This is a genomic window from Marinomonas sp. SBI8L (assembly GCF_001624705.1).
Classification (GTDB): domain Bacteria; phylum Pseudomonadota; class Gammaproteobacteria; order Pseudomonadales; family Marinomonadaceae; genus Marinomonas.
Genome location: NZ_JSEO01000011.1, coordinates 147,049 through 163,801, shown reverse-complemented (window position 1 = coordinate 163,801; position 16,753 = coordinate 147,049). Strand labels below are relative to the sequence as shown.

Here is a 16,753-nt window from a genome sequence, read left to right as displayed (position 1 = left end):
ACTCAGGCTCCTTTTTTATCAGCTGGGGCAAATTGATCAAGTACGCGCTTGGTTCCGGCGAACTTACGTTGGATTTCTTCGTATTCATCTTCGGCGTTGGAATCAAACACATTACCACCACAGGTTTGCACATAGGCTTTTTCGCCATTAGCAAACACAGTACGAATTGGAATGGCAAAGGTACAATCACCGTTAAAGGAGAAATGACCGACTGCACCACCATAAGGGCCACGACCTTCACCTTCAAGATCATCAATAATCTTCATGGCTTCAATTTTAGGGGCACCTGTTAACGTACCTGCTGGGAAGTTACTCGCAAGACCTGAGAACATGTCTTCTGTTTCTGCCATGATGCCCACGATTTCGCTAGAAATATGCTGCACATGACTAAAGCGTTTAATGTCCATCAAGCTACGTACTTTTACCGTTCCAAATTGCGCCACACGGCCAATATCATTACGGTGTAGGTCGACTATCATATTATGCTCGGCAATTTCTTTTGGATCATTCAATAAGGCACGGGCCAAGGCTCTATCTTCTGTTTCATCAGCACCACGCTTAGCCGTACCCGCAAGTGGGAAGGTTTCCATCTCTCCTTGGCGTAAACGGAAAAGTAGTTCAGGGCTAGCACCAATCACTTTTTGCTCATTGAATTTTAGATAGTACATCTGAGGTGATGGATTCACTTCACGCAGTTTTTCATAGATATTGATGTTATCGCCTTCTAGGGTGAACCACTTTTTAAAGCCCACTTCTGTCTGGAAGATTTTACCGTCAATAATGTCTTGCTTGACCTTAGCCACTGCCTTAGCGTGATCGGCTTTTGACATAGATTCGCCGGTTGAGGTCACTACTAATGGACCATTTTCAGGGGTTGGCTCGGCCAACATACTTTCAATCAGGTCCATGCGGCTGTCTTGATAGTAGAAGTAAAAAACTTCGCCTGTCATCTTGTCGAGAATCAAACCATCTGTATAAAGGCCGAATTTAAAGGCTTCAAACATATCACTGACATTAAGACTCAAGCTTGGCTCAAAATAGTTCATGGCATCATAACCAACATAGCCAGTTAAGCCGCCTGAGTATTTACGCGATAAAATATTTTGCGGCACGATTTCACGCAGTAAATAGTAAGGATTATCGCTCTGGTAGCTTTGCGAAGAGCCATCTCTTTCTTCAATTGTCAGCGTATTACCTTGGGCCCAAAGGATTTTTTCCGGGTCAAAACCTATGATGGAATGACGTGAGATAAAGCTATCTTCACCCAAAGATTCCAGCATAAAGCAGGTATCAAAACGCTTTTCGACTTTTTTAAACAAATCAAAAAAATCACAATCTGCCGTGACATTCACATAGTGAGGCTTTCTCGGCAACTTAATGGCTTCTGGTTTTACACTCATGTTTATATCCATCTTATTGCTCATCTTTATCGGATGAGGCTTGTTCTAATTCTTTTAAGGCTCTCGAACCTCGCGTCACGGTCGCTATACCGACACCCAGTTGTTTGGCAATTTCTCGTTGCGGCACACCTTCTTTGAGCATGGCAAATATTTGCAAACGTTTGCTCATTTCGAGCACTTCGCTTGGGGTCAGAAGCCCTGTCAGCTTGTTCTGCATCTCTTCATCTGAGCTTGCACTTCTTAAGTAGGTGATTAGATCTTGCACTGTTTTCTCCACCTAATAGCTAAACGCCATTTATCTAATATGCGCACATAATACCGTATTCATGTACTAGTACAATAGATTTCCAATTTTTATTCTCACCTATACCACATCTCTTATAAGAATCCTTGGTACTAGGTATAAAAAAAGGCCGCCTGAGCGACCTTCCATTTCACGCAAACCTAAGATTTCTAAGAGGCAGCGGCTTCCCAATCCGTTAATAGCTGCATCATGGTAAAAGAATCTTGAGGGCGAGCAGCTGGACGTTCGAGCTCTAATTTGCCTTGCTCAAGCGCTTCACGAATCTGAGTCACTTGAGAGACAAAACCATTACCGGGCGCATCCACTTCAATATGCTCGAACTCGGTTTCATTCCCTTCCCCATCATATTTGGCGAAGTAGATTTTGTTACCACTTGCTTGGGGTAACCAAGGGTTTGATTTCAGCTCTAGATAACCTTCGCTACCTAGAATGCTGAAGCTTGAGTGCATACCAAAGTCTTCTGCTGTATGCAGTTGCACTTGTGCACCATTGTTAAATAGGAAGTTAGCACTGGTATCACAGATATTGCCGTCTTTACCACGACGTCCAAACGCCTGAATCTGATAGTCAGAGAAAACATCATCGCCAAAGGCTTGTTGCATAACCAAATGCATAAGAGAAAGTGGGTAACAACCTAAGTTGTAAAGGGTCCCTTTACTCTCTGGATTCACAAATTCACTAATAGCCGCACAGTAGTTACCGCGTATCGCCTTAATCTCACCAATCGCTTTAGTTTGCAGCAGTTGGCTGATTTTTTGGGCAAAGGGGTGAGTTAAGTACATCAAGCCTTCCAAGAAAAAGACTTTATGTTCAGCCACAGCATCTAATGCCGCTTGGGTTTTCGCCATATCCACAGACAAGGACTTTTCACACAAGATAGCCTTACCTGCTTGCGCCGCTTTAATCACATATTCATGGTGTAAGTGATTTGGCAAAGCAATGTAGATTACATCCACTTCTGGATCTGCGATTAACGCATCGTAATCTTGATAGACCTTATCGAAGTCATACTTATCGGTGAAGTCCTTTAAAGGTGCGAGAGAGCGGCCTGCAACAGCATATAAGTGCGTATTCGCTTCTGCTAAAATCGCGTCCGCCATCACGGCTGAAATAAAGCTGGTACCTAGAATGCCCCAGTTAAGTGGTTTTGACATATTTCCCTTCTTTTAATTAGATCGATTGTGGCACATAAATAAAAACGCCCCTAAGGACGTTTTTGTTTATTCATAATAGAGATTAACTAGCTATAAAAAGCTTTCGCCATAACCTAGCTTGGCTAATCCTAAATGAGAGGCAATGCTCTGACCAATATCAGCAAAGCTCTTACGTGTGCCTATGCTCGTTGCCTCAGCATCAGCTCCGGCTTCAATGCCAGGGCCAAAGCAAATCACAGGCACATGCTCACGGGTATGATCCGTACCGGGCCAAGTCGGGTCACAACCATGGTCGGCACTGATAAATACTCTATCACCCGGCTTAAGCGCCGCTTCGATTTCAGGCAAACGGGCATCAAAGGCTTCTAATGCAGCGGCATAACCCGACACATCACGTCTGTGTCCGTATGAAGAATCAAAGTCGACAAAGTTAGGGAAGATAAGGCTATTATCAGGCGCGGTATTAATGCTTTCAATCGTCGCATCGACTAGCTTCATCAATCCCGTTGCTTTCACCTTATGAGTAATACCTGAGTGAGCATAAATGTCGGCAATTTTACCAATACTAATCACCTGACCACCTGCTTCAGCAAGATAGTTCAAAACTGTTTTCGCTGGCGGCTCAACCGCAAGGTCACGACGATTTCCCGTACGAGCAAAGTCATCTGCATTCGACCCGATAAAAGGTCTAGCGATAACACGGCCTATGTTCATCTTCATTTCGTCCAGAAGATCACGAGCGATCTGACACAAGGTCAATAAGCGCTCTAATCCAAAGCTTTCTTCGTGCGCTGCTATTTGCAACACGCTGTCAGCAGATGAATAGATGATAGGGAAATCCGTAAGCATATGCTCGTCACCTAAACGGGCAATGATTTCGGTACCAGAAGCGTGGCATTCACCTAAAACACCTTCTAGCTTGCCGCGTTTTGATAGCTCTGCCATAAAGTCAGCAGGAAAGCATTTTGGCGTATTAGGAAAGTAATCCCAATCAAATAATACAGGTACACCCGCAAGCTCCCAATGGCCACTTGGGGTGTCTTTACCACTACTTAGCTCTTGTGCATAACCATGCAAAGCATCCACAGGACCTCGATAATCAAAGCCTTGTGGATAGTTTCCGGTACTGGCTTTAGCAAGATGTCCTAGGCCTTTTTTCTCTAAGTTAGGTAGCTTTAGGGGCCCAGTTCGACCTACTTCTGCTTGGCCTTCTGCACAGGCTTTTGCGATATGACCAAAGGTATCAGAACCCACATCACCAAAGTCTGCCGCATCATGTGCCGCACCCACTCCAAAAGAATCCATCATTAAAATGATTGCTCGGCTCATACTAGTATGCTCCTGTTGTGATTCCGTCGCTTGCTTCACCCATTGCCTCTAATAAGGCTTTTAAAAGTGAGCTAGTCCCAAAACGGAAGGTGGTCGCAGTTAACGCCTCTTTACCTAGCTTAGATTCTAGCAAAGTCAGGTATTCTCTGACGTCTGCAAGGGTTTTAACGCCACCAGCAGGTTTGAAACCAATCGCTTTTTGGCTATCAATGATTTGCGTTAGCATAATATCAGCCGCCTCTAGTGTCGCATTAACTGGCACTTTACCGGTTGAGGTTTTGATGAAATCAGCGCCTGCAGCAATTGAAATCTGACTCGCCTTAGCGATCAGCTCAGGTGTTTTTAATTCACCTGACTCTATGATGACCTTAAGTGATTTTTCACCGCAGGCAGCCTTACAAGCCTTCACAAGCTTATAACCAATAGACTCATTGCCATCCAGTAAAGCGCGGTAAGGAAAAACCACATCGACTTCGTCTGCACCATAAGCAAGACAGGCTTTTGTCTCAGCAACAGCCGCCGCTAAGTTATCCCGTCCCTGTGGAAAATTACTGACAGTGGCTATCTTCACATCTATGATATTAAGACGAGCCAACTCTTGTTTTGCCCAAGGAATGAATCTTGGATAAATACATAAAGCCGCGACTTTGCCAACAGACTCAATTTGCGCTTGCTCACACAGGGCCGAAATTTTGGCTTCTGTGTCATCATCATTCAAACTGGTTAAATCTAATAGACCAAGAGCCAGTTTTGCGAGTTCGGCATCCGTCATTTCAGTAACAGATTTTACTTGATCAGACATGACTTAACTCTCCAACCAAGCGATAACCAACTTACTCAATTCTGCAGCCGCTTTTTGGCCTTCATCTAAGGTTTCTTCATGGCTTAATGAGTTACCTGACATGCCAGCACCTAGGTTGGTGATAGATGAAATTGCCGCAACCTTCATGCCACAATGACGCGCTACGATAGTTTCTGGCACCGTACTCATACCTACCGCATCAGCACCTAAAGTACGGAACATACGAATTTCTGCAGGCGTTTCAAAGCTTGGTCCTAATGCCCACACATAAACCCCTTTAAACAGGTTAATGTTAAGCCCTTTTGCCACCTCATTAATGCCATCACTTAGCTCAGGATCATAGGCGCGAGTCATGTCTTGGAATCTAGGTCCAATGCTGTCGTCATTTTCACCTACTAACGGATTAACACCAGAGAAATTAATGTGATCTTCGATCAACATCAGACTGCCTGGCCCCATATCTTCGTTCAAGCTACCAGCGGCATTAGTTAACAATAGGGTGTCACAACCAATCAGCTTTAAAGTACGAATCGGGATTTGCAGTGTTTCAGGAGCAATACCTTCATACACATGGAAACGACCCTGCATACAGGCAACTTCTTTATTGCCAAGACGACCAATGACTAAACGACCTTTATGACCATGAACACTCGATTTAGGGAAGCCTGGGATTTCACCGTAAGGGATATAGATAGGATCTTGGATTACTTCAGCTAATGAGCCCAATCCACTTCCGAGAATGATAGCAACCTCTGGTTTGCGGTCACCGATTTTCTTTTGCAAATAATCTGCACTTAATTGATAAGCCTTCATACACGTCTTTCCTTTTTAATTAAAGTAAGCCACTCCTGTGATAAGTACGCGGTTCCTTGGCGATTTTGATTAGCGCTCTCCTGCTTGGAAAGCGCCAATATCGGACCTGTTATTTTTTCAAATTTTCAGGCCCAAATGAGAAGGGAAGAAGCTCTTCCATTGATAGGGTTTTGCGTACGCCTTCTGGCCCGCAAATATGTATTTGAGTATCAGGAGTTGAGAACTCTCTGATTTTTTGACGACAGCCACCACAAGGTGTGACCAGCTGTTCACCATTACCCAATACATAAATATTGTCTATTTTCTGTTCACCATCAAGTACCATAGCTGAAATCGCACCAGCCTCAGCACATGTGCCTTCAGGATAAGCGGCATTTTCAACATTACAGCCAGAATAAACTTTGCCATTTAGTGTCTCGATGACTGCACCCACTTTAAACTCTGAGTAAGGCACATAGGCCTTACTCATTGCTTTATTCGCTAGCTCTACTGCTTTTTTCACATCAAGAGATGACATACTAGCCTCGCTCTTTCACATAAGGTCGGCCGACAGCTTTTGGCGCAACCGCCTTACCGATAAAACCAGCAAGTAATAATACCGTCAGTACATAAGGTAATACTTCGATAGCCTGTACTGGTACTTCACCGATACCTGGTACTTGAACACCTTGCATACGTACCGCAACAGCATCTAGGAAACCAAATAACAGACAAGCAAACATCACAGGAACAGGACGCCACTTACCAAAGATCAAAGCCGCCAAAGCGATATAGCCTTTACCAGCACTCATATCTTTCAAGAAGCCTGCATTATGAGCAGTCGATAGATAAGCACCGGCTAGACCACATAAGATACCGCAAATGATCATGGCACGATAACGTATAAAGGCAACACTGATACCCGCCGTATCCACCGCATGAGGGTTCTCACCAACAGCACGTAGTCGTAAGCCAAAGCGCGTTTTGTAAATAATCCAAACCGCTAGAGGCACAATCGCGAAGGCTAGATAAACCAAGATGTTGTGGCCGCTTAATAGCTCTGAATAGATCAGACCTATTACAGGCACATCTGCCAATGCATCAGCAAATGGGAAAGTAATAGAGGTAAATCGTGCATCACCTGTCAAAGCCGGTGTTTGACCACCTTGACTGAACCAATCAAGGCCTAAGGTAACTGTGAGTCCAGCGACGATTGTATTAATCGCGACACCACTAACAATGTGATCACCACGGTGGGTAATACAAGCAAAACCATGAATTAACGCTAGGGCAACCGACGCGATAATGGCAAAAAGTAAACCTATCCAAGCAGAACCAAATACAGCCGCCGCTGCCGCTGCCGCAAACGCAGCACCAAGGATTTTACCTTCCAGACCAATATCAACGATACCAGAGCGTTCGGCAAATAAACCTGCTAAAGCAGCAAGGATAAGAGGTGTAGATACACGTAATGTCGCATCTAGAATAAGAATAAGTGTTTCAAACATCTGCTATCTCCTAAGCTGCTGAAGTACGGGTGAAGAAAGCTTCAACACGATCTTTACACATATGTTCTAGTGCACCAGAGAACAGGATAACTAGACCTTGGATCACAACTACGATTTCTGGTGTGATGCTTGGAATTTCAAACGCTAACTCTGAACCACCTTGATAAAGCGCACCAAATAATATCGCGGCAAGGATAATTCCGACTGGGTGATTACGACCCATCAAAGACACAGCAATACCAGCAAAACCAAAACCCGCGGTAAAGTTAAGCAATAGACTGTGCTGAACACCCATGATTTCGTTCAGGCCAACAAAACCAGCCAAAGCACCCGAAATCAACATAACCCAAATAGTCACCTTGCCATTATCAATACCCGCATAGATAGCAGCAGTTGCGTTAGTACCTACGGTACGTAACTGGTAACCCCAGCGTGTATGCCATATCAAGCCCCAAATCAGAACACAGCAAATTAGCGCCCAAAGGAAAGAGGCATTAAGCGGTGATTGCTCAATGTTAATACCAATGGCTGCTAGCATTTCATGCATGTATGGCAGCCAAGCAGATTCTTCGAAAGTACGGCTGTTAGGAGACATACGACCTTCCTGTTTAAGCCAGTTCACCATCAGATAAACCATCAAAGAAGACGCAATAAAGTTAAACATGATAGTGGTAATTACCACGTGACTACCACGACGCGCACTTAAATACGCAGGGATATACGCCCAAGCAGCACCAAACGCAGCACCACCAATAATGGCTAGCGGAACAATCACGTAGAATGGCATAGTCTGGTCGAATGCGAGACATGCCAGTCCCACACCTAAACCACCTATATAAGCCTGTCCTTCACCACCAATGTTGAAAATACCGGCTTTAAAAGCAATGGATACGGCTAAACCAGTGAAGATAAGGTTAGTGGCATAATACAGGGTATAGCCAATGCCTTCTTCATAACCAAAGGCACCGTACACTAGGTAACCTGCTGCTTCGATTGGGTTTTCACCTATGGCTAAAATAACCAAGGCTGACACCAAAAAGGCCAACATAATATTAATAAACGGAATAAGGGCAAGATTCACCCAAACCGGAACTTTCGGCTGACTCATGCTTGGCCTCCTGCTTTTTCTTCTTCGTTCAAGGCGTTCGCCATCATCAAGCCAAGCGTGCGCTCATCCGCGTCTTTAGCATCAATTTCGCCAACAACCGCGCCATCAAACATGACGATAATTCGGTCACTTAAGGCCATAATTTCATCCAGTTCTACAGAGACCAGTAAGATCGCCTTACCTGAGTCTCTCAATTTAACAATTTCTTCATGGATGTTTTCGATCGCACCAATATCCACACCACGTGTTGGCTGGCCAATCAATAACACATCTGGGTTTTGCTCTACTTCACGGGCAATAACAATCTTTTGCTGGTTACCACCAGAAAAGTTAGCCGTTTTCAAGAAAGGATCCGCAGGACGAACATCCCACTTTTGCATACGCTCATTACACTCATCTAACATAGCTTTACGGTCTAATAGGATTTTACCGTTGTATGCTTCAGAGTTGTGGTAACCCAAGATAGCCGCTTCATAAGCTTCAAAGCCAGTAACTAGGCCCATCTTATGGCGATCTTCTGGCACATGGGCCATTTTTAGGTCACGCATTTGCGATGCATTTTTCTTATTCTTGGCAGTAATCACTTCACCATTGAAATGAATCTCGCCGCCAGATAAAGGAGTAATACCTGACAAAGCATTTAGCAATTCACTTTGGCCATTACCAGATACACCAGCAATACCCACAATTTCACCTGCTTTTAATTCTAAGCTGACATCTTTAAGGCGCTTAACACCTTGCTCATCAAACCAGCTTAAGTTTTTAGCAGAAAGGGCTACGTTTGTTGGCTTAGCCTCTTCTTTATCCACCACCAGGCGGACTTTCTTACCCACCATAAGCTCTGCAAGCTCTTCTTTATCCGTTTCAGCCGTTACCCTGTGAGCAACCATTTGGCCTTGACGCATAACTGAGACATTGTCTGTTGATGCCATGATTTCACGTAGTTTGTGAGTGATAATCATGACTGTCACACCCTGCTCTTTCAGGGATTGTAGAATTCTAAACAGGTGATCTGCTTCTTGTGGGGTTAATACCCCTGTCGGTTCATCCAAAATTAGGATTTTCGCACCACGATAAAGTGCTTTTAAGATTTCAACTCGTTGCTGTAAACCAACGGGTAAATCTTCAACAACCGCATCCACATCAACATCTAGATTGTATTCTTGTTCTAGTCGCTTCAACTCTTTACGGGCAGCGTCTAAACCGCCTTTAAGCATGGCACCACCTTCGGCACCTAGAACAACATTTTCTAGCACTGTAAAGTTTTCAACCAACATAAAGTGCTGGTGAACCATACCAATGCCGAAACGAATAGCATCTTCAGAGGTGCGGATATTAACAAGCTCACCCCCCACTTCAATATCACCAGAGTCTGCTTCGTAGAAGCCATAAATGATGCTCATTAAAGTGGACTTCCCTGCGCCGTTTTCACCAATAATGCCGTGAACCGTGCCAGCAGGGACTTGAAGACAAATGTCTTTATTGGCTTGGACTGCTCCAAAGCGCTTACTAATATCGCGCAATTCGATCGCGTATGGGCTTGTAGTATTATTCATAAGAATTTGTGATTTATCTGCGGTTAATTATAGATAGCCATGTTTAACATTGTTCAAAATACACTCAGAACAAGGATCTAGCCACCTTAGTTTGCTGCATTTATTTATTGATGAACTAACACCTAACTTTATACAGGCTGATAATCTGACTTAAAAAGAACTTAATCTTTATATAAGGGCTAAGCATTAGCGTCTAATGTGCTATCTGCAACAAAAGTTTCTTGTAAACACATTAGTTTCAGAAATTTATTCTAAGCAAAAAAAACAGCCGTCTGCTTATGACAGACGACTGTTTCTTATTAGATTAGATGTCGCAAGAGTTGTTGGACATGTAATCGTGAACTGAGATAGTTCCATTTACGATATCAGCACGGATAGCTGAAATTTTTGCTTTCATCTCGTCTGATACAAGCGCTGCGTTGTTGTTATCAAGCGCCCAATCAACACCACCTTCAGCAAGACCTAGAACAGTCACGCCAGGTGCCCAAGAACCGTCTTTCGCTGCTGTGTAAGCATTGTAAGCCGCAAGGTCAACACGCTTAACCATAGAAGTTAGCATTGTGCCTGGTTGAATGTGGTTTTGGTTTGAGTCAACACCGATAGCGAATTTGCCATCGTCTTTCGCTGCTTGGTAAACACCGATACCAGTACCACCAGCGGCTGCGAATACTACGTCTGCACCTTTAGAGAATTGACTCTTAGCCAATTCAGAACCCTTAGTTGGGTCATTGAAAGCAGAAGGAGTAGAACCAGTCATGTTTTGGAATACGTCTGCGTTAGAAGAAACGTATTTAACGCCTTGCTCGTAACCACAAGCAAAACGACGGATAAGAGGAATATCCATACCACCAACAAAACCAACTTTGTCAGTTTTAGATGCCATAGCAGCTAATGAACCTACTAGGAACGAACCTTCGTGCTCTTTAAAGACGATAGATTGAACGTTAGGCAAGCCAACAACCATGTCGATGATGGTAAATTTAGTGTCAGGGAAGTCTTTAGCAACTTTTTCAAGAGCAGATGCCATAGAGAAACCCACAGCAACGATTGGAGAGTGTCCACGTTTCGCCAAACGACGAAGACCCTGTTCAACCTGAGCTTCGTTTTTCGGTTCAAATTCACGAACCTGTACACCAGAATCCTGAGTGAATTTAGTAATACCGTTGTAAACACCTTCGTTGAAGGATTTATCAAATTTACCCGCTTGGTCGTATACAACAGCAGGTTTGATATCTGCAGCTTGAGCCGAAGCTGCAATTGCTAGCGCCGTAGCGGATGCAAGAAAGACACCTTTCATTAGAATTCCTCTTGTAGTTATTAGTATGTTTGTAACAGCATTTTAAAAAGATGCTGCCTAACTGGTCAAAAATAAACTTATTACACCATTATCGCAATCCAAAGTGACATTAAAGCAGGGAAAAACCCATTAAACTTAGTCGATTTGTGTTTTTTTACTACATAATCGTGTAATTTGAGACCAGTTCAGGTTCCAACGTGAATCAGCATATCAAAAATTTTTCCAATTGGTAAAACTTTTTTTCAACTGTTTACAAAATAATCATCGCTGACATTCTTTACAGTAAACCGTGCTTCGCTGTCCCAGTCGGATTTCAAGCAAGTCTGTCTCGCACTTAACGCAAGGCAAACCTGCTCGCCCATAAACATTCAGTGATTGTTTAAAATAGCCAGGTTTTCCATCACCACCTACAAAGTCCTTCAACGTTGTACCTCCTTGTTCAATTGCCCTAGCTAACACTAGCTTGATGCAATCTACCAAGACAGCCAAGCGTTTTGCACTGACTTGTCCGGCCCTTCTATTTGGTTTAATTCCAGCCATAAACAAGGCTTCGTTGGCGTAGATATTTCCCACACCAACCACTTGTTTACTGTCCATAATAAAGGTTTTCACTGCTTGAGTTTTTCCTTTAGCTCGGGCAGCCAAATAAGATCCAGTAAAAGCATCTGATAGAGGTTCAGGTCCAAGACTTCTTATTAAACTGTGTTCAAGCCAATCCTCTTGTGTCCAGAGAATGGCGCCAAAACGTCTTGGATCTGTATACCTTAACCATTGGCCTGAACTGAGTTTAAAATCCACATGATCATGAAATAAAGGGGGAGTCTCTGCCGGCACTAAATACAAGCTACCTGACATTCCCAAGTGGATAATAATAGTGCCTTTCGCCGTATGAATGCCTATGTACTTACCTCGACGCGAGAGGGAAGTCACTTTTTCACCCGCTACTTGATCAACAAGCTCTGGCGTGATCGGCCAACGAAGTTGCGCCTGACGTATTTCGACATCAAGGATATGTTGGTCTTGTAGATGGGGCTGGATACCACATTTAGTGGTTTCGACTTCTGGTAATTCAGGCATGGTGAAGGTTATTTTGACAGTTTATCTAGGTAGCCCAAATTATAGGGGCTGTTACCTATACAAAAAAAACCGGCCTAAGCCGGTCTTTTTTGTATAAAGAATTGAAAATTATTTAATTTTCGCTTCTTTGTACATTACATGCTTACGAACAACAGGATCGAATTTTTTAAACTCCAATTTATCAGGAGTATTTCGCTTGTTTTTATCCGTAGTGTAAAAATGGCCAGTACCAGCAGATGATACCATGCGAATTAGATCGCGAGCGCCTTTAGATGCCATGGTTCAGCTCCTTATACTTTTTCGCCGTTAGCACGAAGGTCAGCAAGAACTGCTTCGATGCCTTTTTTATCGATAATACGTATACCTTTAGAAGACACACGTAGGCGTACAAAGCGATTTTCGCCTTCTACCCAAAAACGGTGCCAGTGAAGGTTTGGCAAAAAACGACGCTTAGTGCGACGCTTTGAGTGAGAAACGTTGTTACCCGTAACTGGGCGTTTCCCTGTAACTTGACATACGCGAGACATAATATAATACCTTATATTGCTATCCAGAATTGTTGGAAGTGTGCTTCACTCCCTCAGGCGGAGCATGACTTGAAATAAGTCAAAAATATCCCGTACCGAGGAATAGCGGCGCGAATTCTCCCATAACCCTTGGTGCTTCGCAATTAATTTGTTAAAAAATGATCAACTAAAGCACAAAATTTCCGTCACACATGACCTCTTTCAGCCAAAGAAATAGGCTTTCCATCCCCAATCACAAAATGATCGAGCAGGTTAATATCCATAAGCGAAAGGGCTTGTTGCAGTTTTTGCGTGATATAAATGTCTGCTTGGCTGGGCTCAGAGACGCCAGATGGGTGGTTATGGGCAAGAATGCAGGCTGCAGCGTTATATGCCAGCGCCATTTTTACCACTTCCCTTGGATAAACTGCCGCCGCATCTATGGTGCCATAAAAAAGCTCTTGGTAATGAATTAACCTATGCTGGCTGTCTAGAAACATAACCGCAAAAATCTCTCGGCTTGCCAATCTTAACTTGGCTTTTAAAAAAAGCTGCACACTATCAACACAGGTAAAGACGTCATCTTTTTCTAACGTCTCATGAAGATAGCGTTTACTCATCTCAACTACCGCTTGAAGTTGCGAAAACGTTGCTTCGCCCAACCCTAAGCAGGCACAAAACTCTGATTTAGAGGCTGAAATTAAAGCCTGCAAACTGCCAAAATGCATTATCACTCGACGCGCTAGCTCAACTGCATCAATTCCTTGCGTACCTGTACGCAAAAAGATCGCCAAAAGCTCAGCATCAGATAAAGCCTGCGCTCCTTGTTTTATCAACTTCTCCCTCGGTCTTTGCGCCTCAGGCCATTGTTTGATACCCATGAAGTCCTCCTTGATCCATGTTAATCTTGCTAATTTGAGAACCTATGCCAACTTCCTTGGTCTCAACTACTCACTTATAGTCTACAAACGAATTGAGAAGCATAGTTTTATGTCTGCACTTGCGAACAAAAAGATATTATTGGGTATTACTGGCGGTATTGCAGCCTACAAAAGCATTGAATTAGTCAGATTGCTAAAAAAAGCAGGTGCAGATGTGCAAGTAGTACTCACTGAAGGCGCCAAGGCCTTTGTTACTCCTATGACATTACAGGCGGTTTCTGGTTTACCCGTTCGCACCAGTTTATTAGATGTGGACGCCGAAGCTGGCATGGGCCACATTGAACTTGCTAAATGGGCTGACCTTATTATTATTGCCCCAGCCTCAGCAGACTTCATTGCTCGCCAAACACAAGGTATGGCAAATGACCTGCTAAGCACCCTTTGCCTTGCCACCACAGCTGACATTTGGCTTGCTCCCGCCATGAACCAAGCCATGTGGTCAAATCCAGCCACGCAAGACAATATAAAACGCTTACTCCTAAGAGGCGTAAAACTTATTGGCCCTGAATCTGGTGATCAAGCCTGTGGCGATGTGGGTTATGGCCGTATGAGTGAAGCAGCAGCCATTTTCAAAGCCCTTGAACAGAGCCAAATAGAAGACTTACCTTTATCCGGCCAACATTGGTTAATTACCGCAGGACCAACGATGGAAGCCATAGATCCAGTGCGTTTCATCAGCAATCACAGCTCAGGCAAGATGGGCTATGCTTTAGCAAATGTTGCCCAATCTCTTGGCGCAAAAGTCTCTTTGGTGAGTGGGCCTGTCGCTGTTAAAGCGTCTCCAGAGGTTGAGCTTCATCCGGTAAAATCAGCGTTAGACATGCTTGATAAGTGTCGAGAGATTGCCGCTAATAATCAGCCAGATGTTTTCATCGGTGCTGCTGCCGTTGCCGACTTCAGATTAAAAGAAGTTGCCTCGCAAAAAATGAAAAAGCAGGCAGGCTCAGATGAAATGCAACTCACCTTAGTAAAAAATCCTGATATCATTGCCACCATGGTATCTGAACAACAAGCTAAGTTTGTTGTGGGGTTTGCTGCTGAAACCCAAAACCTGCTGGCTTATGCGAAAGATAAACTCACTCGCAAAGGTTTAGACCTTATTATTGCCAACGATGTTTCTCGTGCAGATATAGGGTTTAACCAAGATCAAAATCAGGTCACTGTGGTCGGTAAAGATCAAACTTGGACACCAGAACAAGCAGCTAAAACTGAACTAGCAAAATATTTAGTTACTCTCATTCAGAGCCAGTACCAAGCACATTAACCCAATTCATTTAGGCATAGACATAAAGATCATGAAACAAGCGATTCAACTAAAAATTGTTAACGACAAAATTGGCACTGACATCCCTCTTCCTAGTTATGCAACAGAAGGGTCTGCAGGCCTAGACTTACGAGCTTGCCTAGATGAAGCAATTAACCTAAAGCCAGGTGAAACAACACTGATTCCAACTGGCCTATCTATTTATATTCAAGATCCAGGCCTTGCAGCGACTATCTTGCCTCGTTCAGGCTTGGGTCATAAACATGGTATCGTTCTAGGTAACCTAGTCGGTTTAATCGACTCAGATTACCAAGGTGAGCTAATGGTATCTTGCTGGAACCGTGGTCAAACTGAATTCACAATAGAAGCTGGCGAGCGTATTGCTCAGCTGGTTTTATTACCTGTTGTACAGGCTGAGTTCGATATTGTGACTGAATTTGAAAGCAGTGATCGTGGTACAGGTGGCTTTGGTTCAACTGGTACCAAATAACAATTAGTTACACATAGCGATCAAAAAACCAAGATTTCATTTTGATCGCTTCTTACTTCCCCGCAATTTCTTAACCTCTAGATACAAAAGCAAACGCGCTTAAGCCAAAGTTTCGGTAGTTTATAGATAAATATCACGTTATTATTCTCTAAGTATTCGCTTACGTGCTTAGCCCCAAAATCTAGCACTTAGCCTTACTGATATCTTTATAGCATTCTTTAAAAACATAATAATTATATGATTCTCAACAGAGTCCATGACTTTGTATGAGCTTAACTTTAGGAGCCCTACTTTCATGCCTTTAACGCGTGATTCTGCATTAGAAATTGCCAGCGTACTGAGCGAATCTTTACCTTACATACAACGTTTCTCCGGCAAGACCTTAGTTATCAAATATGGCGGTAACGCGATGACAGATCTAGCACTTCAAGCTGGATTCGCACGAGACATCGTTTTAATGAAACTGATTGGTATCAACCCAATTGTTGTACATGGCGGTGGCCCTCAAATTGGTAAGCTTTTGCAAGAACTCAACATCGAATCTAAATTCATCAACGGCATGCGTGTCACAGATACACGTACCATGGACGTAGTTGAGATGGTTTTAGGCGGTCAGGTCAATAAAGGCATAGTTAATTTGATTAATAATGCTGGCGGTAAAGCAATTGGTCTAACTGGTAAAGACAGTGGATTCATCCAAGCCAAGAAACTCTTTGTTAAGAGCCAAACAAGCCCGGGCGCAGCCCCAGAAATTGTTGATATTGGTCATGTAGGTGAAGTGGACTCTATCGATACTAGCGTACTTAAAATGCTAGAAAACAGTGACTTTATCCCTGTCATTGCACCAATTGGTGTTGATGCTGAAGGCAACTCCTACAATATCAATGCGGATTTAGTAGCGGGTAAAGTTGCAGAAGCAGTTAACGCTGAAAAGCTGATGCTACTGACCAACATCTCAGGTGTTCAAGATAAAGATGGCAATGTTTTAACCGGCTTAAGTACTGCCCAAGTTGATGCATTGATCGCTGATGGCACCATTTATGGCGGCATGCTACCTAAAATCAGCTGCGCACTCTCTGCGGTTAACGCAGGTGTCACCAGCGCCCACATTGTTGACGGTCGTGTTCCCCATTCTACCTTGTTAGAAATCTTTACTGATGAAGGGGTTGGTACCTTAATTACCAACAAATCATTAAATTAGGCTATTAGATATTAGGTTTGTGCA

Annotated in this window: 18 protein-coding genes; 3 read left to right on the top strand and 15 right to left on the bottom strand. The window is 43.5% G+C overall.

Features of this window, described 5'->3' with window-relative positions; genetic code table 11:
* Nucleotides 1-2: 2 nt before the first annotated feature.
* From OA91_RS16955 to radC, 15 genes are all read right to left on the bottom strand, one after another.
* The gene (locus OA91_RS16955; RefSeq protein WP_063339202.1) at nucleotides 3-1,400 is read right to left on the bottom strand and encodes an anthranilate synthase component I family protein; all 1,398 of its coding nucleotides are present in this window, start codon (nucleotides 1,398-1,400) and stop codon (nucleotides 3-5) included.
* A gap of 13 nt (nucleotides 1,401-1,413) precedes the next feature.
* Nucleotides 1,414-1,665 carry a Trp family transcriptional regulator gene (locus OA91_RS16950; RefSeq protein WP_063339201.1) on the bottom strand — a complete coding sequence of 84 codons (252 nt, stop codon included), beginning with the start codon at nucleotides 1,663-1,665 and terminating at the stop codon, nucleotides 1,414-1,416.
* Between the two features lie 188 nt (nucleotides 1,666-1,853).
* A complete protein-coding gene (locus OA91_RS16945; RefSeq protein WP_063339200.1) occupies nucleotides 1,854-2,858 on the bottom strand; it encodes a Gfo/Idh/MocA family protein in 1,005 nt (334 codons plus the stop codon).
* Between the two features lie 90 nt (nucleotides 2,859-2,948).
* Nucleotides 2,949-4,187 carry a phosphopentomutase gene (locus tag OA91_RS16940; RefSeq protein ID WP_063339199.1) on the bottom strand — a complete coding sequence of 413 codons (1,239 nt, stop codon included), beginning with the start codon at nucleotides 4,185-4,187 and terminating at the stop codon, nucleotides 2,949-2,951.
* A 1-nt stretch (nucleotide 4,188) separates the two neighbouring features.
* Nucleotides 4,189-4,989 (bottom strand): deoxyribose-phosphate aldolase, encoded by an 801-nt coding sequence (gene deoC, locus OA91_RS16935; RefSeq protein WP_157203859.1) that lies wholly within the window; start codon nucleotides 4,987-4,989, stop codon nucleotides 4,189-4,191.
* Nucleotides 4,990-4,992: 3 nt separating this feature from the next.
* On the bottom strand, nucleotides 4,993-5,802 hold the full coding sequence (locus OA91_RS16930; RefSeq protein ID WP_063339198.1) for a purine-nucleoside phosphorylase: 810 nt from the start codon (nucleotides 5,800-5,802) through the stop codon (nucleotides 4,993-4,995).
* Nucleotides 5,803-5,911: 109 nt separating this feature from the next.
* Nucleotides 5,912-6,319: a cytidine deaminase gene (locus tag OA91_RS16925; protein WP_063339197.1), complete on the bottom strand. Its 408-nt coding sequence runs from the start codon at nucleotides 6,317-6,319 to the stop codon at nucleotides 5,912-5,914.
* Nucleotide 6,320: 1 nt separating this feature from the next.
* Nucleotides 6,321-7,289: an ABC transporter permease gene (locus OA91_RS16920; RefSeq protein ID WP_046015563.1), complete on the bottom strand. Its 969-nt coding sequence runs from the start codon at nucleotides 7,287-7,289 to the stop codon at nucleotides 6,321-6,323.
* A 10-nt stretch (nucleotides 7,290-7,299) separates the two neighbouring features.
* On the bottom strand, nucleotides 7,300-8,397 hold the full coding sequence (locus tag OA91_RS16915; RefSeq protein ID WP_046015562.1) for an ABC transporter permease: 1,098 nt from the start codon (nucleotides 8,395-8,397) through the stop codon (nucleotides 7,300-7,302).
* Nucleotides 8,394-9,953 (bottom strand): ABC transporter ATP-binding protein, encoded by a 1,560-nt coding sequence (locus OA91_RS16910; protein ID WP_063339196.1) that lies wholly within the window; start codon nucleotides 9,951-9,953, stop codon nucleotides 8,394-8,396. Before OA91_RS16910 ends, OA91_RS16915 begins: the two co-directional genes overlap by 4 nt.
* 304 nt (nucleotides 9,954-10,257) lie before the next feature.
* Nucleotides 10,258-11,250 carry a BMP family lipoprotein gene (locus OA91_RS16905; RefSeq protein WP_046015560.1) on the bottom strand — a complete coding sequence of 331 codons (993 nt, stop codon included), beginning with the start codon at nucleotides 11,248-11,250 and terminating at the stop codon, nucleotides 10,258-10,260.
* 261 nt (nucleotides 11,251-11,511) lie between these two features.
* Nucleotides 11,512-12,327 carry a bifunctional DNA-formamidopyrimidine glycosylase/DNA-(apurinic or apyrimidinic site) lyase gene (gene mutM / locus OA91_RS16900; protein ID WP_063339195.1) on the bottom strand — a complete coding sequence of 272 codons (816 nt, stop codon included), beginning with the start codon at nucleotides 12,325-12,327 and terminating at the stop codon, nucleotides 11,512-11,514.
* Between the two features lie 108 nt (nucleotides 12,328-12,435).
* Entirely contained in the window at nucleotides 12,436-12,606 is a 171-nt protein-coding gene (gene rpmG / locus OA91_RS16895; protein WP_009834226.1) for a 50S ribosomal protein L33, read from the bottom strand.
* A gap of 11 nt (nucleotides 12,607-12,617) precedes the next feature.
* Complete coding sequence (rpmB, locus tag OA91_RS16890) at nucleotides 12,618-12,854, bottom strand: 50S ribosomal protein L28 (RefSeq protein WP_046015558.1); 237 nt, start codon at nucleotides 12,852-12,854, stop codon at nucleotides 12,618-12,620.
* A 185-nt stretch (nucleotides 12,855-13,039) separates the two neighbouring features.
* Nucleotides 13,040-13,714, bottom strand: a complete 675-nt coding sequence (gene radC / locus OA91_RS16885) for a RadC family protein (RefSeq protein ID WP_063339194.1) — start codon at nucleotides 13,712-13,714, stop codon at nucleotides 13,040-13,042.
* Nucleotides 13,715-13,823: 109 nt separating this feature from the next.
* Here radC and coaBC point away from each other — a divergent pair, with 109 nt between their 5' ends.
* The 3 genes from coaBC (at nucleotide 13,824) to argB (ending at nucleotide 16,729) form a co-directional block, all read left to right on the top strand.
* Nucleotides 13,824-15,038 (top strand): bifunctional phosphopantothenoylcysteine decarboxylase/phosphopantothenate--cysteine ligase CoaBC, encoded by a 1,215-nt coding sequence (gene coaBC / locus OA91_RS16880; protein ID WP_063339193.1) that lies wholly within the window; start codon nucleotides 13,824-13,826, stop codon nucleotides 15,036-15,038.
* A gap of 31 nt (nucleotides 15,039-15,069) precedes the next feature.
* Nucleotides 15,070-15,528 (top strand): dUTP diphosphatase, encoded by a 459-nt coding sequence (gene dut, locus OA91_RS16875; RefSeq protein ID WP_046015555.1) that lies wholly within the window; start codon nucleotides 15,070-15,072, stop codon nucleotides 15,526-15,528.
* Nucleotides 15,529-15,823: 295 nt separating this feature from the next.
* Nucleotides 15,824-16,729: an acetylglutamate kinase gene (argB, locus tag OA91_RS16870; protein WP_046015554.1), complete on the top strand. Its 906-nt coding sequence runs from the start codon at nucleotides 15,824-15,826 to the stop codon at nucleotides 16,727-16,729.
* The last annotated feature ends 24 nt before the right edge of the window (nucleotides 16,730-16,753 follow it).

Coding starts and splice junctions, on each gene's coding strand:
- OA91_RS16910 (WP_063339196.1), bottom strand. CDS start 9,953: ATGAATAATACTACAAGCCCATACGCGATCGAATTGCGCGATATTAGT.
- deoC (WP_157203859.1), bottom strand. CDS start 4,989: ATGTCTGATCAAGTAAAATCTGTTACTGAAATGACGGATGCCGAACTC.
- OA91_RS16915 (WP_046015562.1), bottom strand. CDS start 8,397: ATGAGTCAGCCGAAAGTTCCGGTTTGGGTGAATCTTGCCCTTATTCCG.
- mutM (WP_063339195.1), bottom strand. CDS start 12,327: ATGCCTGAATTACCAGAAGTCGAAACCACTAAATGTGGTATCCAGCCC.
- radC (WP_063339194.1), bottom strand. CDS start 13,714: ATGGGTATCAAACAATGGCCTGAGGCGCAAAGACCGAGGGAGAAGTTG.
- OA91_RS16940 (WP_063339199.1), bottom strand. CDS start 4,187: ATGAGCCGAGCAATCATTTTAATGATGGATTCTTTTGGAGTGGGTGCG.
- rpmG (WP_009834226.1), bottom strand. CDS start 12,606: ATGGCATCTAAAGGCGCTCGCGATCTAATTCGCATGGTATCATCTGCT.
- OA91_RS16930 (WP_063339198.1), bottom strand. CDS start 5,802: ATGAAGGCTTATCAATTAAGTGCAGATTATTTGCAAAAGAAAATCGGT.
- OA91_RS16925 (WP_063339197.1), bottom strand. CDS start 6,319: ATGTCATCTCTTGATGTGAAAAAAGCAGTAGAGCTAGCGAATAAAGCA.
- rpmB (WP_046015558.1), bottom strand. CDS start 12,854: ATGTCTCGCGTATGTCAAGTTACAGGGAAACGCCCAGTTACGGGTAAC.
- OA91_RS16920 (WP_046015563.1), bottom strand. CDS start 7,289: ATGTTTGAAACACTTATTCTTATTCTAGATGCGACATTACGTGTATCT.
- OA91_RS16955 (WP_063339202.1), bottom strand. CDS start 1,400: ATGAGTGTAAAACCAGAAGCCATTAAGTTGCCGAGAAAGCCTCACTAT.
- OA91_RS16945 (WP_063339200.1), bottom strand. CDS start 2,858: ATGTCAAAACCACTTAACTGGGGCATTCTAGGTACCAGCTTTATTTCA.
- argB (WP_046015554.1), top strand. CDS start 15,824: ATGCCTTTAACGCGTGATTCTGCATTAGAAATTGCCAGCGTACTGAGC.
- dut (WP_046015555.1), top strand. CDS start 15,070: ATGAAACAAGCGATTCAACTAAAAATTGTTAACGACAAAATTGGCACT.
- OA91_RS16905 (WP_046015560.1), bottom strand. CDS start 11,250: ATGAAAGGTGTCTTTCTTGCATCCGCTACGGCGCTAGCAATTGCAGCT.
- coaBC (WP_063339193.1), top strand. CDS start 13,824: ATGTCTGCACTTGCGAACAAAAAGATATTATTGGGTATTACTGGCGGT.